The sequence below is a fragment of the Paenibacillus taichungensis genome (genome assembly GCF_003287275.1).
In the GTDB taxonomy this organism is placed as follows: Bacteria; Bacillota; Bacilli; order Paenibacillales; family Paenibacillaceae; genus Paenibacillus; species Paenibacillus taichungensis_A.
In genome coordinates, this window is sequence record NZ_QEVW01000001.1 from 267,241 (window position 1) to 290,901 (window position 23,661).

General features: G+C 44.6%; 22 protein-coding genes. 14 read left to right on the plus strand and 8 right to left on the minus strand.

Translation table 11 applies throughout. The features are described 5' to 3' along the window. Window positions 1-56: 56 nt before the first annotated feature. The 4 genes from DC345_RS01455 to mnmL form a co-directional block, all read right to left on the minus strand. Window positions 57-1,034 (minus strand): alpha/beta fold hydrolase, encoded by a 978-nt coding sequence (locus tag DC345_RS01455; protein WP_113051598.1) that lies wholly within the window; start codon window positions 1,032-1,034, stop codon window positions 57-59. A gap of 82 nt (window positions 1,035-1,116) precedes the next feature. Continuing rightward, window positions 1,117-2,094, minus strand: coding sequence for a type I phosphomannose isomerase catalytic subunit (locus tag DC345_RS01460; protein ID WP_113051599.1), 978 nt, complete (start codon window positions 2,092-2,094; stop codon window positions 1,117-1,119). 189 nt (window positions 2,095-2,283) lie between these two features. After that, window positions 2,284-2,868 (minus strand): tRNA 5-(aminomethyl)-2-thiouridylate-methyltransferase MnmM, encoded by a 585-nt coding sequence (gene mnmM / locus DC345_RS01465; RefSeq protein ID WP_113051600.1) that lies wholly within the window; start codon window positions 2,866-2,868, stop codon window positions 2,284-2,286. A gap of 1 nt (window position 2,869) precedes the next feature. After that, a complete protein-coding gene (gene mnmL / locus DC345_RS01470) occupies window positions 2,870-3,823 on the minus strand; it encodes a tRNA modification radical SAM protein MnmL/YtqA (protein ID WP_113051601.1) in 954 nt (317 codons plus the stop codon). A 272-nt stretch (window positions 3,824-4,095) separates the two neighbouring features. On the opposite strand from mnmL, the gene DC345_RS01475 reads away from it, so the two are divergent. Together DC345_RS01475 and trmB are read left to right on the plus strand one after the other, a co-directional pair. Then, window positions 4,096-4,296 carry a hypothetical protein gene (locus DC345_RS01475; RefSeq protein WP_062320234.1) on the plus strand — a complete coding sequence of 67 codons (201 nt, stop codon included), beginning with the start codon at window positions 4,096-4,098 and terminating at the stop codon, window positions 4,294-4,296. Window positions 4,297-4,448: 152 nt separating this feature from the next. Then, window positions 4,449-5,198, plus strand: coding sequence for a tRNA (guanosine(46)-N7)-methyltransferase TrmB (gene trmB, locus DC345_RS01480; RefSeq protein ID WP_113051602.1), 750 nt, complete (start codon window positions 4,449-4,451; stop codon window positions 5,196-5,198). Window positions 5,199-5,314: 116 nt separating this feature from the next. Here trmB and DC345_RS01485 read toward each other — a convergent pair whose 3' ends face one another. Then, window positions 5,315-7,561 (minus strand): AraC family transcriptional regulator, encoded by a 2,247-nt coding sequence (locus DC345_RS01485; RefSeq protein WP_113051603.1) that lies wholly within the window; start codon window positions 7,559-7,561, stop codon window positions 5,315-5,317. A 400-nt stretch (window positions 7,562-7,961) separates the two neighbouring features. Here DC345_RS01485 and DC345_RS01490 point away from each other — a divergent pair, with 400 nt between their 5' ends. The 3 genes from DC345_RS01490 to DC345_RS01500 all read left to right on the plus strand — a co-directional run bounded on the left by DC345_RS01490 (window position 7,962) and on the right by DC345_RS01500 (window position 11,457). Next, the gene (locus DC345_RS01490) at window positions 7,962-8,867 is read left to right on the plus strand and encodes an ABC transporter permease (RefSeq protein WP_113051604.1); all 906 of its coding nucleotides are present in this window, start codon (window positions 7,962-7,964) and stop codon (window positions 8,865-8,867) included. A gap of 89 nt (window positions 8,868-8,956) precedes the next feature. Next, the gene (locus DC345_RS01495) at window positions 8,957-9,796 is read left to right on the plus strand and encodes a carbohydrate ABC transporter permease (protein WP_397333615.1); all 840 of its coding nucleotides are present in this window, start codon (window positions 8,957-8,959) and stop codon (window positions 9,794-9,796) included. 107 nt (window positions 9,797-9,903) lie between these two features. Further along, window positions 9,904-11,457, plus strand: a complete 1,554-nt coding sequence (locus tag DC345_RS01500; protein WP_397333602.1) for an ABC transporter substrate-binding protein — start codon at window positions 9,904-9,906, stop codon at window positions 11,455-11,457. Between the two features lie 83 nt (window positions 11,458-11,540). Here the strand turns inward: DC345_RS01500 and DC345_RS01505 are convergent, their stop codons facing one another. Next, on the minus strand, window positions 11,541-12,689 hold the full coding sequence (locus DC345_RS01505) for an MGDG synthase family glycosyltransferase (RefSeq protein ID WP_113051607.1): 1,149 nt from the start codon (window positions 12,687-12,689) through the stop codon (window positions 11,541-11,543). A 50-nt stretch (window positions 12,690-12,739) separates the two neighbouring features. After that, window positions 12,740-13,267: a phosphatase PAP2 family protein gene (locus DC345_RS01510; protein ID WP_063564190.1), complete on the minus strand. Its 528-nt coding sequence runs from the start codon at window positions 13,265-13,267 to the stop codon at window positions 12,740-12,742. A 713-nt stretch (window positions 13,268-13,980) separates the two neighbouring features. Between DC345_RS01510 and DC345_RS01515 the strand changes: the two genes are divergently transcribed. The 9 genes from DC345_RS01515 (at window position 13,981) to DC345_RS01560 (ending at window position 22,822) form a co-directional block, all read left to right on the plus strand. Next, window positions 13,981-15,219 (plus strand): glycosyltransferase family 2 protein, encoded by a 1,239-nt coding sequence (locus DC345_RS01515; RefSeq protein ID WP_099854876.1) that lies wholly within the window; start codon window positions 13,981-13,983, stop codon window positions 15,217-15,219. A gap of 310 nt (window positions 15,220-15,529) precedes the next feature. After that, entirely contained in the window at window positions 15,530-16,024 is a 495-nt protein-coding gene (infC, locus tag DC345_RS01520) for a translation initiation factor IF-3 (RefSeq protein WP_024628309.1), read from the plus strand. Window positions 16,025-16,048: 24 nt separating this feature from the next. Continuing rightward, window positions 16,049-16,252 carry a 50S ribosomal protein L35 gene (gene rpmI / locus DC345_RS01525; protein ID WP_017689665.1) on the plus strand — a complete coding sequence of 68 codons (204 nt, stop codon included), beginning with the start codon at window positions 16,049-16,051 and terminating at the stop codon, window positions 16,250-16,252. An 88-nt stretch (window positions 16,253-16,340) separates the two neighbouring features. Further along, complete coding sequence (rplT, locus tag DC345_RS01530) at window positions 16,341-16,700, plus strand: 50S ribosomal protein L20 (RefSeq protein WP_017689664.1); 360 nt, start codon at window positions 16,341-16,343, stop codon at window positions 16,698-16,700. Window positions 16,701-17,277: 577 nt separating this feature from the next. Next, window positions 17,278-18,318, plus strand: a complete 1,041-nt coding sequence (locus DC345_RS01535; protein WP_090895113.1) for a BMP family lipoprotein — start codon at window positions 17,278-17,280, stop codon at window positions 18,316-18,318. 342 nt (window positions 18,319-18,660) lie between these two features. Further along, a complete protein-coding gene (locus tag DC345_RS01540; protein ID WP_064639494.1) occupies window positions 18,661-20,199 on the plus strand; it encodes an ABC transporter ATP-binding protein in 1,539 nt (512 codons plus the stop codon). Next, window positions 20,192-21,271 (plus strand): ABC transporter permease, encoded by a 1,080-nt coding sequence (locus DC345_RS01545; RefSeq protein WP_091001078.1) that lies wholly within the window; start codon window positions 20,192-20,194, stop codon window positions 21,269-21,271. The genes DC345_RS01540 and DC345_RS01545 overlap by 8 nt, the downstream gene beginning before the upstream one ends. Then, the gene (locus DC345_RS01550) at window positions 21,272-22,234 is read left to right on the plus strand and encodes an ABC transporter permease (protein WP_113051608.1); all 963 of its coding nucleotides are present in this window, start codon (window positions 21,272-21,274) and stop codon (window positions 22,232-22,234) included. 213 nt (window positions 22,235-22,447) lie between these two features. Then, window positions 22,448-22,822, plus strand: coding sequence for a hypothetical protein (locus tag DC345_RS01560; RefSeq protein WP_113051610.1), 375 nt, complete (start codon window positions 22,448-22,450; stop codon window positions 22,820-22,822). Window positions 22,823-22,828: 6 nt separating this feature from the next. Here the strand turns inward: DC345_RS01560 and DC345_RS01565 are convergent, their stop codons facing one another. Then, window positions 22,829-23,272 carry a GNAT family N-acetyltransferase gene (locus DC345_RS01565; protein WP_113051737.1) on the minus strand — a complete coding sequence of 148 codons (444 nt, stop codon included), beginning with the start codon at window positions 23,270-23,272 and terminating at the stop codon, window positions 22,829-22,831. Between the last annotated feature and the right edge of the window lie 389 nt (window positions 23,273-23,661).

Below are 23,661 nucleotides of genomic sequence, written 5' to 3' on the forward strand. Positions count from 1 at the left end.
TGTATGCTGGCTCCCGTTCAGGGGCTTTCGTGATTGTATAAGTGATTTATGCCGCATTATATGGATTCGGCTGTTTCTGCATGTGCTGTGGAATGATGGGCACTGTTGTCGGGGGTATGCCTCTCCAGCCACTCCATGACATGCCGAGCAACCTCAGTCCGATTTATCTCATGCAACATTTCGTGACGTCCCCCCGGATAGAGACGGTATTCAATATCCTCAAGCTGAAGCTCCCGATATTGGGAGACCAGGTTCAGCACTCCTTTGCCATGAAGTCCCACCGGATCTTGTTCACCCGAGAAGAGATATACCGATTTATCCTTGGGAATACGTTTCATGTTGCGTGGCAAGTGAATGTCCAACAAAAGTTTGAAAAAGTCACGGAAAAAACCTGCGGAGCAGACGGCTCCACACAAAGGGTCATCGATAAATCGCTTGACCTCTTCGGGGTCCCGAGACAACCAATCAAACGGCGTTGACGCCGGACGGAAAGAACGGTTGAATCCGCCAAATACGAGCGCATTGAGCAGCATACTTGGATGACCCGTCCCCTGAATGCCACACTGCAAGAAAGCCAGTTTCTCTCCAATCCGAAGAAGACCACGTTTGCCATTGGTGCCGGACAAAATAAATGCATGGTAACGCTCGTGGCCAGCATACATCAGATGCTGCACCAAAAACGACCCCATGCTATGCCCCATCAGAAAGAGGGGCACATTAGGGTTTTCTTTGGCGGCAACTTCGCCCAGATTCATCATGTCACTCGCCATCCAGCGGAAAGCATCGACGCCGGCATTGCCCAACAAATTCGAGTTTTCTACTGTTTTGCCATGACCACGATGGTCATTCGCGTAGACCGCATAGCCATGCGTGGTGAGAAGTTGAGCAAATTCAGCATATCGGGCAGCGGTTTCGCTCATGCCATGTGCAATCTGGACCAAACCTTTGATGTTGCACTCCGGATCGGGAAGCCAGCGGTACACATGAATACGGGTACCTTCATTGCCAACCAGGCTAAAGGTAGATTCCTGCATCTCGTGTAAATCCTCCTTCACAGGTCACATTAGAGCCAAATAAGCTAAGGTAAATTACTTGCATAGATCATTATTTATTGGATTAAGGCAAATAAGAGCGAAGAACAGTAGTGTTACCATCCAGCGTATAGGAGCCCAGGTTGGCAGGAAGTAAGTAACATTGCCCAGCTTTCAATTCAATGTTATCCGATTCCGCATTATCCCACTCCAGCGTTCCGCTACCTTCACAGACCACAAGAATAGTGAAGCTTTCAGCACTTGTAGAGAGCTCCCAACGTCCTGTAACAATCCCTTTTTCCACTACAAAATAAGGGCATTCCGCAAGCTTCAGCCACTCACCTGGAGTTGCGTTGTTGGTTTTCATCGTCGTGGCGCCAGCGCCCTCATAAGCCGTTACATTCAATGAATCCTCAACATGCAGCTCACGTGGTTTACCATCCAGGCCCGGACGATTATAATCGTAAATCCGGTATGTTGTATCCGAGTTTTGCTGGATCTCGGCAACAACGACACCTGCACATAAAGCGTGTACCGTTCCTGCAGGAATAAAGAACGTATCTCCAGCCTCTACAGGTACTTGACGAAGGGTATCCATGACTGTACCATTTTCCAGCGCTTCCTTCAGTACTTCACGATCAACGCCTTCATTCAAGCCGTAGATGATATGCGCTCCTGGTTTGGCATCCAGCACATACCACATTTCCGTTTTGCCAAGCTCGCCGGGAGGGAGCGCTTCGTAATCATCTGTTGGATGAACTTGTACCGACAGATCATCGTTACAGTCAAGCAGTTTGATCAGAAGGGGGAATCGTCCGCCCTTTTCCGAAACTCCTTTGGTTCCAAGCCATGCTGTGCCCAGCTGTTCGCGAACTTCGTCCAGGCCTTTTCCAGCAAGTGCTCCATTTAATACCTTAGTTGTACCATTGGGATGATCTGCGATCATCCAGCCTTCTCCTATATGTCCTTCAGGTGGCGTCAGGCCGAATTGTTCCAGCGCGCGACCTCCCCATACACGTTCTTTGAACTCTGGTTGAAATTGCAGTGGGTATGGCGTAGGCATTTCTAATCTCTCCTCTAGTATATGAAATGGTGGATCGCTTTAATCAATCATGACCGCGTAGTATTGGCATGAATGATACAGTGAATACGGTTGCACGTCTTTATGTAGTACACAAATCGCATAAATTGAACCCAAAGAGTGCTTTGTTGCGATTGTGTCTAGTTTATTGCATTTGTGGGACAAAGGAAATTATTTTTTCTCGATGCCAATCAGAAAAGGGGAGGTCTCGCGCTGCAATTGGCGATAGATCACCACTTGTGCCTGCTCTACAGGCAGAGCAGAGGACCACTTCAATACCGCATCCGCTTCCTGTGATCCTCCATCATGACCTGGATACAGCACAACGGTAATAATGCCCCGCGGTTTGAGTAATGTCAGTGCAGCTTGAAGTGCAGCAATGGTACTGTCCATTTCTGTGATAATGCTGGAGTCTGCATCTTCCGAAGGCAGGTATCCCAAGTTGAACATTACAGCACCGACATGACCCTGCCATGTTTCAGGAACGGCCTCAGCCATTCGATCATGGCTTAATTGAAGCATGGAGATGGAGCCCAATTTGGCGGTGTCCTCTTGTTTGCGAATACGGGCTTGTGCCAAGGTAAGTGCCTCGCTTTGAATATCGAAACCAATGACTTGCCCGCGTTTACCAACTTTTTGTGCCAGAAACAGAGTATCCGCCCCCGTGCCTACCGTTGCATCAATAGCTAGATCTCCAGGCTGTAGACGGGAAGAAATCCACTGATGGGCACAGCTTAAAACCGAAAGAAAACCCATCTTAAGCACCCCTCCAGTATTTACCTTGCCAGGAATCCCGCTCACGCAGCTCACGATCAATGGAATTCAACACTTCCCATTTGTTCATGGACCACATCGGCCCAATCAGCAAATCACGCGGTGCATCACCTGTAAGACGGTGTACGATCATTTCGGGTGGAAGCATCTCCAGCGTATCGACGATCAGTTTAATGTACTCGTCTTGTTCCAGGAAACGAAGAAGTCCGGCCTCATACTGCTTCACCATTGGCGTTTTGCGCATCAGATGAAGTAGGTGAATTTTGATTCCCTGCACATCCATGTTGGCAACAGCCCGTCCGGTATCCAGCATCATTTCATGGGTTTCCTGCGGCAGTCCGTAAATAATATGTGTACACACGCGAATATTCCGTTTGCGCAGCTTCGCAACGGCTTCCTCATAACACTGCGTATCATGCGCACGGTTAATTAGGGTTGACGTGGATTCGTGAATGGTTTGCAGACCCATTTCAACCCATAGGTAAGTGCGTTCATTCAATTCAGCCAAGTAATCAACGACGTCATCCGGTAAACAGTCAGGCCGAGTGGCGATGGACAGACCCACGACACCGGGCTGCTTCAAGATTTCTTCAAAGTATTCACGCAGTTCTTCAACGGGTGCGTATGTGTTGGTATAGGCTTGGAAATAGCCAATGTAGTGAGCTGTAGGCCATTTCAGATGCTGTTTATCCCGAATGGTATTAAATTGGGTGACCAAATCATCGCGTCTGCTACCGGCAAAATCACCCGATCCACGAGCGCTGCAAAATGTACAGCCCCCTTTGGCAATAGAGCCATCTCGGTTCGGGCAGGTGAAACCCGCATCCAGCATCACTTTGAAAACCTTATTGTTAAATTCGTCTCTCATTTCGTAATTCCAGGTATGGAATCGTTTATCTCCCCACAGAAGAGGAGATTGTATTGAAGGTGCATTCATCTTCAGGGTACTCCTTTGGCTTACCTAATGGCTTGCTAATTATATTACCGAATTCGACTCTTTTTGAACTTTTACCATTGTATCAAAAAACTCAAAAAAAGGGGAATCTAGTCGCAAAAATAGGCCGTAGAAACGAGGTTTTATCCTTGCTATAGTTTACACATTATGTTATATTTAAACCAGCGTCAGACACCATCTAATGGGTACTATTCATCATAGCATTTGAATCAATGTTGACGTCATGGACCATACTATACCGTGAGGTGATATGAATGAATTCCCAAGTTAAAAATAATGATCTTCATCATGTTTCTGTAGAACTGACGGCAGAAGAAGCTCTGGCTTTGACAGGTGTTCGTTTCAATGGCAATCCGAAAGTGAAAGCGGCTGCAAGACAAAAAGTTCGTGATGCTTTCGAAAAGACATTTGATTTTTCACACCAAGATAAGGTAGACTATGAACTATTAAAGTAGTTGGACCCCAATTCCAAATAAATCGAAGAGGGAATCTTTGAGATTTGCCCCAAAGTGGCAGATCCGAAGATTCCTTTTTCATTGCTCTTTACAATTAGCCAGTTCTTCGGCAAAATGATTCTGAGACAAGTATGGATAAACGGAGGAATAAGATGCGTTTACGTGGCAGAAAAGGGATTCGTGAAAATCTGGAGCAACAAGTTGACCTCGTTGTTCTTGATCCCAAACAGTACAAAGGAAAATGGTCTGAACTGTTTGGCAATGACCATCCGATCTTTGTGGAATTTGGCATGGGTAAAGGTCAATTTATCAGCCAAATGAGTTATAAATATCCGGAATTTAATTTTATCGGTATTGATATGTATGATGAATTGGTACGTCGTGCCAGCGAGAAGGCCCGGAAAGCATGGAGTCAGGCAGAAGTGGAGACACCGCCCAACTTGAAACTGGCGCTAGCTAATATCGAACAGATTGAAGATGTATTTGAACCGGAAGAACTGGAACGGATTTATCTGAACTTCAGTGATCCTTGGCCGAAAGCCAAGCATGCACGTCGTCGTTTGACACATCCACGTTTCCTGAAGAAATATACGGAATTGCTTAACACTAAAGGACAGATTCATTTCAAAACAGATTCGGAAACATTGTTTGATTTCTCTCTCAATGCGATTGCCGACTTTGGTCTGCAAATGACTAATTTGTCCCTGAACCTGCACCGTGATGGATTGAATGAAGAGCATGTCATGACAGAGTATGAGCAGAAATTCATGGGCAAAGGCATGAACATTCACCGGGTTGAAGTCATCGTTGGTGAAGAGGCCTTGCGCGAGTATCAACAGATCCGCTTGGACAAGTATAAAGTTCGGGAAGCTGCGGACGAGTCTGGCGAAGATCAAGAGTAATATTATAAAAAAGCGTGATATGCATCTGGCTACCAGACGCTCATATCACGCTTTTTTTGCTATTTTGGATGAACTAAACCTCATGCAGTTACTTGTGGATGACCGTTTTATTTCTGCTAAAGTTCCGAATGAAGCTCCTTACGTCGATAATCGTTGGGAGTAACCCCGTTAAATTTCTTAAACATTCGATAGAAATAAGAACTGTTGGTGAATCCGGTTTGCTCAGCAATATCAGCTACAGAGTTTTCCGTCTCAATGAGCAGAAATTGCGCTTTGGCTATGCGAGTCTCGTTAATAACATCAGTTAGACCTTTTAACGTTAGTTGTTTATAGAGTCTGCTGACATAGATGGGTGACATGGCTAGTTCATCTGCAATTGAGGTCAGACAAAGATTGGTGTTTGCATAATCTCGTTCAATAATGCAGTTAATTTTGCGAATGAGTTCTTCATGTTTAAGCGTTCTTTTTTCCTCAACTTTGGATCCAAGCTCGTCGAACATGCGATAGAAGTGAGCGTGAACTTCACTGAGATCCTCGGCATCATGGATCGGGAGCATTGAACGATCGGAGATGGATTCAAGTGTAAGCTGGTTGTTCTTTTTGAGTGTGTTTCTTACATGATTCAGAGTCATGGTCAGATGGGACAGAGCCAGTTGAAATACGGTAAATGGATAGGTTGCCGTTTCACTCACGATGTCTGCATAGACCTGTTTGGCTTCGCCTGTCTTGCCTGTCATCAGGCAATCAATCAACTGTCTCTCTTTTCCAACAGGGAAAGCATATTCTTTTGCATGGTACGCCATGATATCCGAGGTATAAATTAGGCATCCAGAGCCCATGAACAAACGATGAAGAGAAGCTTCTGCTGATCGGGTATAAGAAGCAATGCTGTTTTCCAGTGAATCTTCCGCTGGTCCGATAGTAAATGAAATGGAACATTTTAGATGTGTCATCACGGCAGCCTGCATCATGCGCAGCAGGTCCTCAATGGAGCTATGCTCATAATCAGCTTCATCCTGAACTTTATCATTAAAGATAAGTGTGATCAGATCGCCGCCCATATCCACAGCTTCGGTGTGGTAGTAGAGATCAGCCGTCTCCGTACAAATGTTCATCATCGCGTATTTTATAAGTTGGACTTCATCCCGGTAGGTATCACTGAAATCGGTAAAATGATCAATACGAAGCAGTACGAGCCTGGTTAGACAATGAACATTAACAGAAGAGCCATAAAACTTCATTCGGTCCTCCAGCATACCTCCTGTTACCGTTTCCCGTCCTTGCAAAGCCCCACGCAGAAAATCCTGTCGCAAAAGGTGCAGACTGCCACGACGCTCTGCTTCCATCACACGCATACGGACAAGCACTTTATCAATGGGATGATATAGCTTCCGGGAAACGAGGTAGGATAAGAGCACTCCCGCAATTAACAGCCCAAGACAAAACAGAACGGTGTGTGTCCGCATATTACGAATATCTGAGGTGATTAGGTCATAAGGCGTGATTCGTACATAGCGCCACCCGAGGTTATCAGGAGCGGTGTAGGTAATCAGTGACTTTTTTTCATCAACCTCTGCGGTAAAGTAGGCGGACTGCTCCTTGTTTTCCAGAATTGGCTGCATAAACGTTTCATTGGACAAATCTTTCATCAACGCTCGATTGCTGAAATCGGACAATAACTGTCCCTGTTCATTGATAATAAACGTTTTCCCTGGCTGATCGGCTGAGTTCATATTGGGACTGAGCCAGTCGTCCTTAATATTTACGACAACAGCATAATTCAGTGTAGCATTGTCATTGATCGTGTCGTAACAGAGGTACGTATAACTGCTGACCTGGGTTTCTTCGGTGGAGCCAACCTGGTATGTACGCGGAATGGGGACAAAAGGTTTGTAGTCATGGAATCGGTCGAGGATGCTTGTAATCCCCTGATCGTCAATTTCCGAGATGGACTGTTGTCCATTGCGAACTTCATTTGAACTGATAAAGAACTCATCATTTTTGGAGTTATATACATAGATGGATTCGATAAAAGGGAGGGACATGCGATAGTTGTCGAGTTGTTCCATCGCAGACGTAATTTCATAGATACTCGGATTCGAATAGAGCAGCAAGGCAGAGATAGTGTAATCCTGATAAATCTGATAAGACAGTGATTTGGCGGTCTCGGTCATCTTGGAGACTTCCCGACTGGTCTGGGTAAGACCATTCATATCTGTTCGGTAGACCTGGCGAAGGGCAATACGATTATAGTTGACGTACAAAATGGTAGAAGCCACAAGCAAGGTGGCAACGGTGCTAACAATAATGCCGATGAGAATCCGTGCAAACACCTTCTGGCTGTCCTCTGAACGTTTGCGCATGACCTTTCCTCCCGTGGACCTCCTGTTTTGGATGAACAAAGTTACACTTCATAGCGAAGAATAAGACTTCATATATGGGCGTAGTGAATCACGGATGTATCTTGAATTATATATTATGTATGCGTTTACATCAACGGAGAACGGCATGCTATGCCCGATTTCCTTAGCTAAAGTTCAACTTTCGCTTTATTGTTCACTCCGTTCAACCTATGCACGATATCAACTTTTGTGAACGCTCAGGCATCATTTCAGTGTTCGTTCATATTGTTCATATTCCGTTTCGCATAATCGTTCATGATCTGGCCGAATGATTCAGTATCCGGTAGCGCTTAGGGCATCTACAATAAAAACAGAGCTCCACTGCGCGCCGCGCCGTAAGAAATTCGGGAGGGATCGAGCCATGCTCAAAGAATTGAACAAAAACAAAATCATGTTTCTGATGCTGCTGCCTACACTGATCTTTTTTCTGATTAACTCGTATTTTCCGATGGTCGGCATTTATTATGCGTTTACCCGTTATGATTTTGAAGGTGGTTTGTTCGGCAGCCCATTTGTTGGACTGGAGAACTTCAAGTTCCTGTGGCAATCCGGAATGCTGCTGAAGCTGACAACCAACACGGTGGGGTACAATCTGGCCTTCATTATATTAGGAAACGGGCTAGCGATCTTCTGTGCGATTTTGCTCAGTGAAATTCGGGGGAAAATGTTTAAGAAAATTACGCAGTCCGTTATGTTTTTACCGTATTTCATCTCGTTTGTTCTATTAAGTGTAATCGCTTACAACATGTTCAACTATGAATCAGGTTTTGTGAACACCGTACTCAAACGTTTTGAGGCAGGTCCAATCGATATTTACAACACACCCTGGATATGGGTGTTCCTGATCATTATTTTTTATCTGTGGAAAAATCTCGGGTACAGCATGGTCATCTACCTTGCAGCCATTACAGGGATCAGCGATGAGTACTACGAGGCCGCCCGGATTGACGGGGCCAATATCTTTCAGCGTATTTGGTACATCACCGTCCCGATGCTAAAACCGACTTTTGTCATCCTGTTGTTATTCTCGCTCGGGAGCATTATGAAGGGACAGTTTGATCTCTTTTACCAACTCATTGGAAACAACGGTGTCTTATATAACGCTACAGATATTATCGATACGTATGTGTATCGTTCTCTGAAAGTGACGTTTGATATCGGAATGGCTACTGCGGCTGGTCTGTATCAATCGCTGTTCGGTTTTATCCTGATCATGACCGTCAATTATATCATCCGTAAAGTGAATGAGGATTACGCATTGTTCTAAAACGCCTATAGGCAGAAGGGAGACCTACTATGCATACTCGTGCCCGAGATACGGAATTCACCTTGTTGTTTCAAATCATCGCTTACAGCATGATCCTGATTCTTTCCTTAATCTGTATCATTCCTTTTCTTTTGATTTTATCAGGCTCATTTAGCAGTAACGAATCTATTGTAAGAGATGGGTATCACCTCTTTCCCACCGATTTTTCTGTGGAAGGTTATAAGATGGTGTTCAAATTTCCGACCCAGGTGCTCAAAGCTTACGGCGTGACGGTATTTACAACCGTTGTAGGTACGGCCCTTGGACTATTTCTTATTACGATGGCGGGATTTGTACTGCAACGCAAAGATTTCAAGTATCGGAACGCTTTCTCATTTTTCATCTACTTTACAACCCTCTTTGGCGGGGGATTGGTTCCTTGGTACATCATGTTGGCAAATTATTTCAATCTTACGGACACGTATACGGTATTGATTTTTCCGGGACTGATGACGCCATTTCTTATTATCCTGATGAAAAACTTCATTCGTTCAGCCGTTCCGGATGAGCTGATTGAGTCCGCCAAAATCGATGGAGCGAATGACTTCCGTATTTATTTTAGCGTAGTACTGAAACTGGCGATGCCCGGCATTGCCACTGTAGGGTTATTTCTGGCACTGGGGTACTGGAATGACTGGTTCACCTCATCCTTGTTCATTAACAACCCTGATATGTACCAACTGCAGTTCTATCTATATAACACCATGAACACGATTACCTTCATTGACCAGATGGCGATTGGTACCGGCATAACACTTAGCCAGGATGTACCTACCGAATCAACCAAAATGGCGATGGCTATTGTAGTTACTGGCCCGATCTTGTTCCTGTATCCATTTGTACAGCGTTACTTTGTCAAGGGTCTTACGATTGGTGCGGTGAAAGGTTAGAACGTGGCACGCGCTGTGGGTGCAGATGTGGGATAGCTGTCTGTCCGTCTGCGTCTGAACCATGGCGAGTCTGCGCTAACATATAAGGTTGACCACAAAAAGGGAGGATGCGTATGCGTAACAAAACAATTCGGCACCTGTCTATGGTACTTGCCCTGATGTTGTTTGCCGGGGTGCTTGCCGCATGTAATAACGGTTCGGGGGGATCTGCGCAAGGAAGTGAGCAGGGAGGTTCTTCTGAAAACAAAGGGGAGAAGGTTACACTGCAATTCTACATGCTTGGAGATGCACCGAAGGATCTGCCAGTGATTGAGTCGGAAATCAACAAACTGGCTGAGGCCGACCTGAACGTCAATGTAAAATTCAACTATACCTCGTGGACAGACTGGGATCAAAAATACAAATTGCTGCTATCCTCCGGTCAACCGATTGATTTGATATTTACCGCGGACTGGACGTTCTATCAGTCCTATGCGAAAAAAGGAGCATTCCTGCCTCTAGATGAACTATTGCCTAAGGCAGCACCTGCACTCAAAGCTTATGTACCTGATGACATGTGGAACGCGGTAAAAGTCAACGACAAGATTTACACTGTACCATCGACATGGACTGAATATGTTACTGAGGGTATTGCGTACCGTGAGGATTTGCGTGAGAAGTACAATCTGCCCAAACCGGAATCTCTGGAGACACTCGAAGCCTATCTGGAGGGAATCAAAGAGAATGAACCCAATATGATTCCAATTGCAGATAGCAATGCGAACCATACCCATGGCATTCGACAATTGACATCCAAGCTGGTGAATACGGCAGGTCAGCTGCCTTATGGTTTGGATATCATGTATGACACACCATCCAATATCACTTCCTATTGGGGGTCTGCACAGCATCTGGAAGACCTGAAAACGTACAAACGCTGGATGGACAAAGGCTTTTTCCCGAAAAACGTGCTGAATGTAAAAGATACGTCCAACTCATTGCTGCAAAATGGGAAATCGGCTGTTGTACTGTCGGGTGAGAACCCGAACAAATTTAATGCGGATGTGATCAAGGTTCAGTCTACTCACCCGGATTGGAAACTCGGTTATTTCCCTTACCCGAATGCCAAAGGGTTTGCGCAACCAGTTCACCCGATCCACAATGGTTTTGCAATTCCGCGCAGCAGCAAAAACCCGGAGAAAGCACTCGCATTCTACGAGAAACTAGTTACCGACAAACGTTATAACTGGCTTACCGAATATGGTGTGGAAGGCAAGAACTTTGAAGTTCAAGACGGTTATTATAAAATGGTGGGCGATGCCCAGACCAATGGATTCCCGCGCGAAGGCATGAATGGTTGGGCTTGGCGTAACCCGGAATTCATGCTCTATGATAAGAGCTTTGATGATGTGCTGGCTATTTTCAAAGAGCTGGACAAAATGAAAAAGCCGGATATCTTTACTGGTTTTGCTGAGGATTGGACGCCATACCAAGCTGAGAAAGCTGCACTGGAGCAGGTTGAAAAGCAGTATCTCTATCCGTTGAATGTGGGATTGGTGGATGATGTAGAAGCGGGTCTGAATACATTTATGGAAAAAGCCAAACAGGCAGGCCTTGAGAAGATCCAGACTGAGTACACCAAGCAGTGGCAGGATTACTTGAAGTCAGCTGGTATTCAATAGTTTGTACTTTTCTTCATATTAAAAAAAGGTGCCTTCGATTCGAAGGCACCTTTACTGTGTATATGCAGGCTTGTTTGAAGTCGTTACAGTCCGGCTTGGTCTGCCGAGTAGGGACGCAGGTCCAGTAGGTCGATAATACTTTGTGCGCTCTGCATGGGGTGATACTTGGCAATCTGCGCCATGTGGCGTTTGCGTTTGCGAACAATGTCAGGGTAGTTATGAAGCAGTTTATTCATCCATTTTACAACAACGTCAAGGGAAGTAATGGCCTCCCCCAAACCTCGTGCGGTGAAATACTGAACATTTTCTTCTTCCTGACCCGGTATCGGATTATGGAACAGCATGGGGATTCCTTTTGCCAATCCCTCACTGCATGTCATTCCGCCAGGCTTGGTGATCAGGAGATCAGATACTTCCATTAATTTGTCCACTTCATTGGTGTAACCGATGATATGAATATTATCTTTTTGATACAACGGATTCTGTTCCATGCTGATACGGCTTTTGTCATTGCGGCCAAGACAGAAAATAATCTGAACATCCTCATGCCAGCGTGTCAATAATTGGTTAACCACTTCATCACTAAGCATTCCCCAACCACCGCCCATGACAAGCACAGTAGGCATGTTCTTCAAATTGAATTTGCCTCGGATCTCATCCCGCCCTGGATGTTCCCAAAAGTTGGGGTGGATCGGAATGCCGGTAACCCGAATTTTGTCTAAAGATACACCCCGCAGCATTAATTTGGACTTTACCTCATCTGTAGAAACAAGATACAAATCCACTTCTGGGCTAATCCATGTCCCGTGCGCGTCATAATCGGTGATGACTGTACAAAGTGGAACCTGCACACCCAGACGTTTCAATCTGGATATGACGGCACTGGGAATAGGGTGGGTGCATACAATGACATTCGGACGAAGCTGACGGACAATACTGCGTGTATGGGTATAAAACAGTTTGTGCAACGCGAGTGTAGTCAGCCGGTTCAAGGATTTTTTATATTGGTGCTTGTATACATACCCGATGAGCTTGGGCTGGTTAATGACCGTTTTTTTGTACGCTGTAATGATGAGTGGTGCTACTCTGGGGTTCAGAAAACTCCCCAACTCAAGCACTTTGGTTTGCACATTCGGCGAAAGTTTTCGCAAACTGCTGGACAGCGCATATGCCGCTTGAGTATGACCAGCGCCAAAGCCTTCAGATAATAGTAATACTCTTTTTTTCTCCACGCTTGCTTCACCTGTTCCTGCTAGGTTTTCCTTAGTCTAACATATTCACATTATGTCCATAAAGCAACTGTTGCAAGTGCGACTAAAGTACCGATCGTAGCACCTGCGAGCACATCTGAGGGATAGTGTAATCCCAGGTAAATTCGTGAAAATCCGACAATTAATGCAACAGGGAGTAACAACAGCAACAGGAACGGCTCCATCGTCATAAAAGGAACAGTAACTGAGAATACGGCAGTAGTATGCCCTGAAGGGAACGAATGGTCCGTCAGGGGATTGCGAAACGTAATCGTATCCGGTAGGGCCAAATAAGGCCGAATGCGCGGATACAGTTTTTTGGCGATTGCTACGGGAATGTGGCTAACCGCTAGAGCGATGCATGCCTGAAGTCCTGTTGTACTCCAAGGAGCGGGAGCCAGCAGCCAAATTAGTAAGGATACTGCAATAGAAGAAGTTGCTCCTCCCAGATGGGTGAAATAATACAGCCAAAAGTTCATAAATCGATTATGAAGTCGACCATTAATCCACATAAATACATTTCGATCATACTCTTGGAACTTTACGAATAAACGGCTCATATTGGCCTCCTGCCAGTCAGGCCCCATGTTGGCGGCAGTATTTCCGGTAAATTTCTGTGTCCGGTTTCGTCCTGATTAGTATATAACCGTTTTTTCGTGAACTTGAGGTTATTTCAGGTATATGTTTATCATATTTTTAAATGTTGTCCTTTTCAAGAAGAACACATGTGAAGAAGGTAAAATTCATGTTAAAGAGTGGATATGCACCCAACTTAACTTTTTGACTCGGACGATCTAAAAAAGATACAATGATTCAACATGGCTGAAATGTGGTTAAAAAAATGTGAGTTTAAGACTGAACTTTTTGAGGTCTGTTTACGTTATTTGATATAGAGCCTCTGTCGATATGTATCAGCCTGATGAAAAAAGCAGGGACTTTAGAAATAAAAATCAAGTAAACGGCTGAAAATAAGATATAACAGGCATGAATGCGAGGTTGGAGTATCACGAGGTGCCTATTCAGCGTTTAAAGTTCACATTTCTGCTTCAGGAAGTGGAATTGCGGTTTTGACAAATGGCTGAAAAGAATACAAAATCGATAAAGCAGCCAACTGGCATCAACCATGCTTGAAACATTGTCTGAAATATTTGCGTAGTAAACAAAAGAACAGGGTCATATTCTGCGCATCACAAAAAAATAAAAAGTGCAGAATCCAGGAAGAGAAACGACTTAAAGTAATCTGGTTTTGAAAAAAAGGGGGTAACAGAGAACGATGTTGGACGCTATATTCGTCACGATGCAGGTCATTCTGGCACTGCTAGCCGTGTACCAATTCACGTTTTCGCTGTTCGGTCTGATTAAGAAAAAGAAAAAGAAACACTATCCGGCGACAAAGTCTTTCGCTGTACTCGTCGCAGCGCACAATGAGGAACAAGTTATTGGTGCTTTGATGGAGAACTTGAAACAGCTGGATTACCCGGAAGATCTGTATGATGTGTTTGTCATTTGTGACAACTGTACGGATGGAACGGCTCAAATTGTAAGACAGCATGGATTGAATGCTTGTGTACGTACAAATGCTGATCTCAGAGGTAAAGGGTATGCCATCGAATGGATGCTTAAATACCTGTGGAAATTGCCACGCCAGTATGACGCAGTTGTCATGTTTGACGCGGATAACTTGGTTGACCGTAACTTCTTGCTCGAGATGAATGATGATTTGTGCAATGGTTCGCGTGTAATTCAAGGATACATCGATACGAAAAATCCTGAGGATTCCTGGATCACTGCAGCTTATGGCGTATCTTACTGGTACATCAACCGTCTGTGGCAGTTGTCTCGTCATAATTTGAATATGGCGAATTTCCTGGGAGGTACTGGAATGTGCTTCGAGACCAACCTGCTGAAGGAAATTGGTTGGGGCGCTACAAGTCTTGTTGAGGATTTGGAGTTTACGATGCGCAGTGTTCAGCGTAATGTATATCCTGTCTTTAACTATGATGCCAAAGTGTTTGATGAAAAGCCGTTAACCTTTAAAGCTTCAGCAAGACAACGTCTTCGCTGGATGCAAGGTCACTTTACAGTTGCACGTAGATATTTCTTCCCGCTGCTGTGGCAGAGTATCAAGGAAAGAAGCTTGGTGAAATTTGACCTTGCTGTGTATGGAGCAAACGTGTACGTTGTTTTGCTTACGTTCCTGATGACTGCTGTCCTGTGGGTGGATACTGCGATATTCAGTGGTCCACATATCGCAAACATATACGGGTACTTCCCGCTTTGGGTAGGATTCGTAGCGATTGGTCTGAATGTCCTGACATTCTTGTTGTCGATGGCGCTAGAAAAGGTTACTTTTGCCAAAGTGTATCTGTACCTAATCTTGTTCCCGATTTACCTTCTTTCATGGTATCCAATTACGTTCTACGCGTTCTTTACGCAGAACAACAAACAATGGAGCCATACCCAACATACACGTGTTGTACGTTTGGATGAGGTGCAGAGTAAGCAGGGATAATGAATGATTGACTTGGATAAAAGCATTTTTGAAAAAAACATTGTAGAAACGTTGACAATGATTTTGCGGGATGTTATAGTATTCAAGTGCGTTAAATGAATAGCTATGGAATCACAAGTAGAAGTCCGACTTCTCACCTGATCAACAAACATGTTGGCTGGTCAACGATCCCAATAATTTATGAAGTGTTTACTCATGAAGAATTGTGTTGATTACAGGGATGTCGGTAGCTTAACCGGCATCCCTTTTATTTTTGTGTAACAGGATATTCAAAATGACCTGGAGGTGGACGGTTATTAGTAAAGATCACATGATTAATGATGAGATTCGGGCGAAGGAAGTACGCCTTGTCGGAGCTGAAGGAGAACAAATTGGGATCACGCCGATTCGGGAAGCACTGCAAATGGCGATTGACCTGAACTTGGACCTGGTCAATGTGGCACCACAGGCTAAACCGCCGGTATGCCGCATCATGGACTATGGCAAATTCCGCTATGAGCAACAAAAGAAAGACAAAGAAGCCCGTAAGAACCAGAAAATTGTTGACATTAAAGAAGTATGGTTCCGTTCCAATATTGAGGAGCATGATTATCAAACGAAGCTTCGTAATGTAGTTAAGTTCTTGAAAGAAGGCGACAAGGTAAAATGTTCCGTTCGTTACCGCGGACGTGAAATTGCGCATGCCGCCATTGGTCAACGGATTTTGGAACGCGTTAAGGTGGAAGTTGCAGAACTCTGCACCATCGAACGTCAGCCAAAATTGGAAGGCCGCAGTATGATCATGATTCTGGCTCCTAAAGCCTGATAACATTGGAGGAGGAAACACAAAATGCCTAAAATGAAAACACACAGCAGTTTGAAAGGACGCTTCAAAATTACCGGTTCCGGTAAAGTCCTGCGTTACAAAGCTCACAAAAACCACTTGCTTTCCCACAAATCCAAACGTGCTAAGCGCGTTCTGAACGGTAACCCAGTTATGGCTGCCGGGGATGTTAGACGTTTGAAACAAGGTTTGGCTAACTTGAAAGGCTAATTCTAATTAGTACATTCCGTATGGGGGATCGGCTACGGCCGTACACATACCACGGATACATTTATATTTATTTGGGAGGTTCTTTAATATGGCAAGAGTAAAAGGCGGTTTTGTAGTACGTCGTCGTCATAAAAAGGTTTTGAAACTGGCAAGAGGTTATTTCGGTTCCAAACACCGTATTTTTAAAACAGCTAACGAGCAAGTAATGAAATCCCTGGTTTACGCATACCGTGACCGTCGCAACACAAAACGTAACTTCCGCAGACTGTGGATCGTTCGTATCAATGCTGCAGCACGTATGAATGGTTTGTCTTACAACAAACTGATCCATGGATTGAAACTTGCTGGAGTAGACATGAACCGCAAAATGTTGGCTGATCTGGCCGTTAACGACATCAATGCGTTCAACTCTTTGGCTACTGTAGCTAAAGGCAAAATCAACGCTTAAAATGGTTTATGCAAGCCGCCGTACCTATGGCGGCTTTTTTTACGGCTTAAAGAGTGTTCTACTCCAAAGAGTCAGGTTGTGCGAGGCGAATATGCTGCAGCCTATAGGGACACAATGAAAGCATGTAACGGGTGAATAACAGGCTGTGATAATACATAAAATACGAACGTTGAAATAATGCAAATGAAAACAGATGAATTCCACATCTTTCTAGGAAGTGTGATATGTTTTTGTTATATAACATCACATCGTTGTAACGTTAGCGTGTTAAATCGTTAAATTATTAAGCGCTTTCAATAAAAAAAGAGCAAAAATAAGTGAGATTTGGTGATGAAACATCTGGATTTTACCACGGGTTGAATGTATAATCACCTCTAGTAGGCTAGTCCTAAAATTTCTCTTCAAGTCATAATGTTCGGTTTTTCGACAGGTGACACAATCATTAAGGGTAAGAATGCGCTTATAATGTCGAATAAACCATACATTCTGCATAAAAGCCATATTATCGATCTGTTGATCCGATCCATTTTGGCCTGGACAGGAATTAGGTATATATCATTAAGGGGGAACAAGAGAAATGAAGAAGATGCTCAGCTTGTCTTTGGTCATGTTGCTGGCAGTATCGGTTATGCTCGCAGGTTGCGGTAGCAAACCGAAAGAGGAAACAAATGCCGGAGGAACTACAGGTGGCGAAAACACTGAAGCTAAATCCGATTTGAAAATCGGTATGGTTACTGACGTAGGTGGAGTTAACGACAAATCGTTTAACCAATCCGCTTGGGAAGCTCTGCAAGCAACTGAAACTGAAACAGGTGTAGCTGTTAAATACCTGCAAAGTAAATCCGATGAAGAGTACATTCCAAACCTGAACGAGTTCGTTAAAGGTGGATATGATCTGACTTGGGGTATCGGCTTCCAATTGGCTGATGCGATCAAGACTGTAGCTGAACAAAATCCTGATTCCAAACTCGCGATCATCGACAGTGTTGTTGATGCTCCTAACGTTAAATCGGTAACATTTGCTGAAGAAGAAGGTTCTTACTTGGTAGGTGTTGTAGCTGGTCTGACAACTAAATCAAACAAAATTGGTTTTGTTGGCGGTATGGAAAGCCCACTGATCAAAAAGTTTGAAGTAGGTTTCAGAGAAGGCGTTAAAGCTGTTAATCCTAATGCTGAGTTCATCTCCAACTACACAGGTGCATTTGATAAGCCTGACCTTGGTAAAGCAGCAGCAGCTACACTTTACAACAAAGGCGTAGATATCATTTTCCACGCTTCCGGTGCTACTGGTAATGGTGTGTTCAACGAAGCAATCGCTCGTAAGAAACAAGGTCAAGACGTTTGGGTTATCGGTGTAGATAAAGACCAATCCTTGGAGTTTGGTGATGATGTAACACTGACTTCCATGATCAAAAAAGTAGACGAAGCTGTTAAGCGCGTAAACCAAGAAATCATCGATGGTACATTCAAAGGCGGAGCTGAGAACCTGACTTTGAAAGAAAACGGTGTAGGTGTCGCTGATACTTCTACGAAAAATGTTTCTGCTGATATCCTTGCAAAAGTGGACGAATACAAAGAAAAAATCATCAACGGCGAAATCAAAGTTCCTACAGAGTAATCTGATTCTGCTGTAAAAATGAATAATCATCGAGGCCGGTCTTGACCGGCCTTATGATTGTCAGAGCAGGAAAATTTGCTCAGGTCATCATAACAATTGTACAAGCTTTGCATTATGTGCTTGGGCATTAGCCCATGGTAAAAGCGAGAAGACTTCGTATCAACGCTCCGGTAGGAGTTTTTCTTAAGATTATGGAATGCAGAAGTTTCGGTGAAACTGAAGGATTCGATGATCCTAAGAAAAAAGTACCGCTAAAATGCGGTCATCTTCCTTGAATAAACGTCGATAGACGTTTTTCTTACGTTTGCGGAACCACACTATATCAGGTATAAGGGTGATTACATGGGTGCAGCAACCCCCGTCGTTGAGTTGAAACAAATCACGAAGCGTTTCCCAGGCATTGTTGCCAACGACGCCATCAGCCTTCAGCTTCGTAAAGGCGAGATCCATGCTCTACTGGGCGAAAACGGCGCTGGTAAATCAACGTTGATGAATATTGTCTTTGGTCTCTATCAGCCGGATGAAGGTTCCATTGAAGTGAATGGCAAGCCTGTCATCATCGACAGCCCTAACAAAGCAATCGATCTTGGCATCGGCATGGTGCATCAGCACTTTAAGCTAGTACAGCCGTTCACGGTAACAGAGAACATTATTTTGGGATCTGAACCAAGGAAAGGTCTCAACATTAATTATAAAAAAGCTGCTGCTGAAGTGCAGCGTCTGTCTGAACAGTATGGACTCAAAGTAAATCCGCATGCCAAAATTCATGACATTTCCGTCGGAATGCAGCAACGTGTTGAAATTGTAAAAACGTTGTATCGTGGTGCAGACATTCTTATTTTTGACGAGCCTACTGCTGTATTAACACCTCAGGAAATCAAAGAACTGATGGTAATCATGAAAAAATTGGTGGCCGAAGGCAAGTCCATTATTCTGATTACACACAAACTGAAAGAAATCATGGAAATCTCCGATACGGTGACGATTATTCGTCGTGGTAAAGTGATTGATTCAGTTATAACATCAGAAACGAATCCGAATGAGTTGGCAGAAAAAATGGTTGGCCGCAATGTCACGTTTAAAGTGGACAAAAAGCCAGCTACTCCAGGAAACAATGTGCTTGAAGTTAGCAAATTGACCGCCAAAAATAAAGAAGGTATCTCGGTTCTGAACGAACTCAACCTGAATGTACGTGCAGGAGAGATTGTAGGAATCGCAGGTGTTGATGGTAATGGACAGAGCGAACTGATTGAGGCTCTTACCGGACTGCGTAAAGTAGATAGCGGTTCGATTCGCCTCGAGGGTAAAGAACTGTCTAATCATTCTCCGCGCCATATTTCGGAGTCAGGTGTAGCGCATATTCCGGAAGACAGGCACAAACATGGACTTGTCCTAGATTTTTCTGTGAGTGAAAATATCGTCCTGGAATCATATTATAAAGCTCCTTATACACGTAAAGGGTTCCTTAACTTCGATGCGATCAAGAAGCAAGCGAAGCGTCTTGTCGAGGCATTTGATGTGCGTACACCAAGCATTGAAACGAAGGCCCGCTCCTTATCGGGAGGGAACCAACAAAAGGCCATTATCGCACGTGAAGTTGATAAGAACCCTGAGTTGCTTATTGCTGCGCAGCCAACTCGTGGTCTGGATGTAGGTGCTATTGAGTTTGTTCAAAAACAATTGATTGCACAACGTGATCAGGGCAAAGCGGTATTGCTGATCTCATTCGAGCTGGATGAAATTATCAACGTATCCGACCGAATTGCTGTCATCTATGAAGGACAGATCGTGGGCGAGGTGCTGCCGGAAGAAACCAATGACAGGGAGCTCGGCTTGATGATGGCGGGCAGCACCCAAAAGAGAGGTACTGTGCATGAATAACGTATTAAAATGGTTTACCCGTGATTCATTTATATTACCTATTGTAGCCATCATTATGGGTCTGATCCTCGGTGGTATTGTCATGCTGATCGGCGGATACAACCCGATCGAAGCATACAGTGCATTGTTTACGAAGGTTTTCGGAGACATGTACAACTTTGGTGAAGCAGTCCGGGAAATGACACCATTGATTATGACAGGACTTGCATTTGCATTTGCAGCACGCGCAGGACTGTTTAATATCGGGGGAGAAGGACAATTTCTCGTCGGTATGACTGCGGCGACTTTTGTAGGCGTAAAGTTTACAGGTCTGCCAATCTATATTCATGCTCCGCTGGCTTTGATTGCCGGTGCGGTATTTGGTGGTCTGTGGGCAGCGATTGCCGGTTACCTGAAAGCAGCACGTGGGGTTAACGAAGTTATCAGTAGTATCATGCTGAACTGGATTGGTCTGTATCTGGCCAACCTGATCGTGCGCCAATTCCTGCTGTTAAAAGGTGAAAATCGTTCGGTGGATATCAGTGATACCGCTTCGATTAGTCTGACATGGCTTTCGGAGCTGATGGGTAACTCTCGTGTTCACATGGGAACATTGATTGCTCTTGTCATGGCTGTGCTCTTTTATATTTACATGTGGAAAACCAAACAAGGGTACGAGATTCGTGCTGTAGGATATAACCCGAATGCGGCAGAGTATGCGGGTATGCATGTCAATCGCAATATCGTTAAAGCAATGTTTATCAGCGGTATGCTTGCAGGTCTTGGTGGTGCATTCCAGGTACTCGGGGTGTTCCAATATCAGACCGTTATGTCGGGCTCGCCGGGAACAGGTTTTGACGGCATCGCGGTTGCACTGATTGGTTTGAATCATCCGTTTGGTGTGTTGCTGGGTGCTTTGTTATTCGGTACGCTCACTTATGGATCTGCGGGAATGAGCTTTGCTGCGGATGTACCGCCCGAGATTATTCGGATTGTTATCGGTTCGATTATCTTCTTCATTGCGGCACAAGGCATCGTGCGCTGGGTACTTAAACCGTTCTATTCCAAGCGCAAGAAAGAGAAGGTGTTGTAGATGGACTTGTTGACAATTGGGCAAATTATCAATACGACGCTTGTCTTTGCCACGGCATTGATTTTTGCATCCCTGGGCGGGATTTTCTCGGAAAAATCCGGTGTGACCAACCTTGGACTTGAAGGTTTCATGGTATTTGGTGCGTTTGCAGCGGGAATTGCTGCGCATTATGCACAAGAAGCTGGCATGGGCGGGACGACGTCTGCCTGGATGGGGATTTTGTTCGCGGTTGTGCTGGGTGTAGTGGTTTCACTGATCCACGCGGTTGCCTCCATTACGTTTAAGGCTGACCAAATTATTAGTGGTATCGTCATTAACTTTCTGGCAGCAGGAAGCACACTCTATCTGGTAAAGTTACTGTTTGAAGGATCAGGCGATTCACCATTGGTACAAGGATTCAGCAAGTTTGATGTGCCACTGTTAAAGGATATTCCTTTGCTTGGGGAAGCTTTCTTCAAGAATGTGTACCCGACAACATATCTGGCTATTCTATTCGTCTTTCTGACGTATTACATTATGTACAAAACCCCGTTCGGTCTTCGTCTTCGCTCGGTTGGTGAACATCCAAGTGCTGCGGATACCGTAGGTGTTAAAGTGCGTCGTTACCGTTATGTTGGGGTGATGATTAGTGGTGCGCTGGCTGCTATTGGTGGAGCTGCAATCACGCTGACTACGACAGGCACATTCTCTCATAATACCGTTTCCGGTCAAGGTTACATTGCGATCGCTGCGATGATCTTTGGTAAGTGGAATCCGATTGGTGCCTTTGGTGCGGCTGTGTTCTTTGGTTTCTCACAAGCTATCCGAAACTATGTGCAGCTGTTCGAATGGTCTCAAAGTATTCCCCAGGAAATTATTTATATGCTGCCTTACCTGCTCACCATCATCGTGCTCGTTGCGGCTGTTGGACGTTCTTCTGCTCCGTCCGCACTCGGGGAACCGTATGATCCGGGGAAAAGATAACGACAGAATTATGTTTTCCCACATAATGTTTTACCTAAAAAGGTTCGCCTCGTGCGAATCTTTTTTTTTGTTTCACAAGAAAAATATCAGATTACTAGCTTTCTTAACTGTCATAGAGAAGACACCCATATTTTCATTTAGGGACAAAGAAACAGGCGAAGCCAGCTCTGGACGAATACACTGTTTTGAACGATCCGAGGAGGAGGGGAAAGTATGAAACAACATGTTACGCGTGATGAAGCGATGAAACTAATAGGCAAAAATATTGTCGCGATCAAAAAAGACGGTACTCGGGTAACCGGAAGATTGTTGAAAGTATCGGGTAATAAATTGGTGCTGAAACGTGCAGTTGGCAAAAAAGTACACACCAAAGCCATTTTGCCATTGGTATTATTTGATTTACTTGCCATCGCTACGCTTCCTTATGCTTACGGCCCTGGCCCTGGATTCGGTTTTGGTCCAGGTGTTGGCCCGGGATATGGCCCGGGACCAAAACCAGGCCCAGGGTATGGCCCGGGATTTGGTCCCGGATATGGACCAGGTCCTGGATTTGGCCCCTATGGACCAAGACCACCGGGCATTTTCTAGACCGATTTATAGCGTTTTTTCCAATTCGTAACAGCGGCTTAACATAATGTATCGAATGGTGCTGTATCCATTTTTCTGGTAAAATCGAAGACCTTTGGTATTGCCTTCGTCCACCATCACTTTGGATCTTTTGCAACCACGAGATGCCGCAAAATTTTCCGCTTTGAGCAGCAAGGTCTGACCGTATTTCTTTCGCTGTTCTTTTGTGGCAACAGCCATCATATCCACATACAGCAGTTCACCGTGCATGAGAAAATGGATGAATGCGACGGCTTCGTTGTCAGGATTCGATGAGACAACAAAGGTCATGCCCCTGTTCATTCGCAGGGGTATTTCTTTGCGTATTTTATTGATTTCACTTTCACTCATATGAGATAGAGGAACAAGTTGAGAGTCAATCAGCCTCATTATGGCGGCATCATCCAGCTTGGATTTGCGTTGCCGAATCACCATCGGAAGCCTCCTTTCAGGACCAGTCGTGCTGCTCGTATATCCTATGCCTGAGGGAAGTTGAAAGGTGACTGAATGAAGCATTGGGATTGGGGTAACGTTAAAGATGGAGAATGAAGGATTAGGGGCGTTCTGAATTTTTATACAAAAGGGGTATTGACTTATCGGTTGGAGGAATCATATAATGTTCCTAACATTTAACGAGAATATTTCATCGGCTATGAAGAGGACGAAGTTTTAAGGGCTCTTTTGCTCAGAGAGTGGCTGGAATTGCTGAAACCACCACCATTACCCCTTATATACGAGCTCACCTCGGAGCTGTTTTCCTGAAAAGCATTGGATGTCACTCCACTCGCGTATTAGGGAAAATCGTATGTCTGCGTTACAGA

What these genes read in the sequence shown, in the direction of transcription:
- mnmL (WP_113051601.1), bottom strand. Translation starts at nt 3,823, where the DNA reads ATGAATGCACCTTCAATACAATCTCCTCTTCTGTGGGGAGATAAACGA.
- DC345_RS01460 (WP_113051599.1), bottom strand. Translation starts at nt 2,094, where the DNA reads ATGCCTACGCCATACCCACTGCAATTTCAACCAGAGTTCAAAGAACGT.
- DC345_RS01495 (WP_397333615.1), top strand. Translation starts at nt 8,957, where the DNA reads ATGATCCTGATTCTTTCCTTAATCTGTATCATTCCTTTTCTTTTGATT.
- DC345_RS01475 (WP_062320234.1), top strand. Translation starts at nt 4,096, where the DNA reads ATGAATTCCCAAGTTAAAAATAATGATCTTCATCATGTTTCTGTAGAA.
- DC345_RS01455 (WP_113051598.1), bottom strand. Translation starts at nt 1,034, where the DNA reads ATGCAGGAATCTACCTTTAGCCTGGTTGGCAATGAAGGTACCCGTATT.
- DC345_RS01515 (WP_099854876.1), top strand. Translation starts at nt 13,981, where the DNA reads ATGTTGGACGCTATATTCGTCACGATGCAGGTCATTCTGGCACTGCTA.
- DC345_RS01535 (WP_090895113.1), top strand. Translation starts at nt 17,278, where the DNA reads ATGAAGAAGATGCTCAGCTTGTCTTTGGTCATGTTGCTGGCAGTATCG.
- DC345_RS01510 (WP_063564190.1), bottom strand. Translation starts at nt 13,267, where the DNA reads ATGAGCCGTTTATTCGTAAAGTTCCAAGAGTATGATCGAAATGTATTT.
- DC345_RS01560 (WP_113051610.1), top strand. Translation starts at nt 22,448, where the DNA reads ATGAAACAACATGTTACGCGTGATGAAGCGATGAAACTAATAGGCAAA.
- DC345_RS01550 (WP_113051608.1), top strand. Translation starts at nt 21,272, where the DNA reads ATGGACTTGTTGACAATTGGGCAAATTATCAATACGACGCTTGTCTTT.
- DC345_RS01545 (WP_091001078.1), top strand. Translation starts at nt 20,192, where the DNA reads ATGAATAACGTATTAAAATGGTTTACCCGTGATTCATTTATATTACCT.
- infC (WP_024628309.1), top strand. Translation starts at nt 15,530, where the DNA reads ATGATTAATGATGAGATTCGGGCGAAGGAAGTACGCCTTGTCGGAGCT.
- rplT (WP_017689664.1), top strand. Translation starts at nt 16,341, where the DNA reads ATGGCAAGAGTAAAAGGCGGTTTTGTAGTACGTCGTCGTCATAAAAAG.
- mnmM (WP_113051600.1), bottom strand. Translation starts at nt 2,868, where the DNA reads ATGGGTTTTCTTTCGGTTTTAAGCTGTGCCCATCAGTGGATTTCTTCC.
- trmB (WP_113051602.1), top strand. Translation starts at nt 4,449, where the DNA reads ATGCGTTTACGTGGCAGAAAAGGGATTCGTGAAAATCTGGAGCAACAA.
- DC345_RS01490 (WP_113051604.1), top strand. Translation starts at nt 7,962, where the DNA reads ATGCTCAAAGAATTGAACAAAAACAAAATCATGTTTCTGATGCTGCTG.
- DC345_RS01485 (WP_113051603.1), bottom strand. Translation starts at nt 7,561, where the DNA reads ATGCGCAAACGTTCAGAGGACAGCCAGAAGGTGTTTGCACGGATTCTC.
- DC345_RS01540 (WP_064639494.1), top strand. Translation starts at nt 18,661, where the DNA reads ATGGGTGCAGCAACCCCCGTCGTTGAGTTGAAACAAATCACGAAGCGT.
- DC345_RS01500 (WP_397333602.1), top strand. Translation starts at nt 9,904, where the DNA reads ATGCGTATGCGTAACAAAACAATTCGGCACCTGTCTATGGTACTTGCC.
- rpmI (WP_017689665.1), top strand. Translation starts at nt 16,049, where the DNA reads ATGCCTAAAATGAAAACACACAGCAGTTTGAAAGGACGCTTCAAAATT.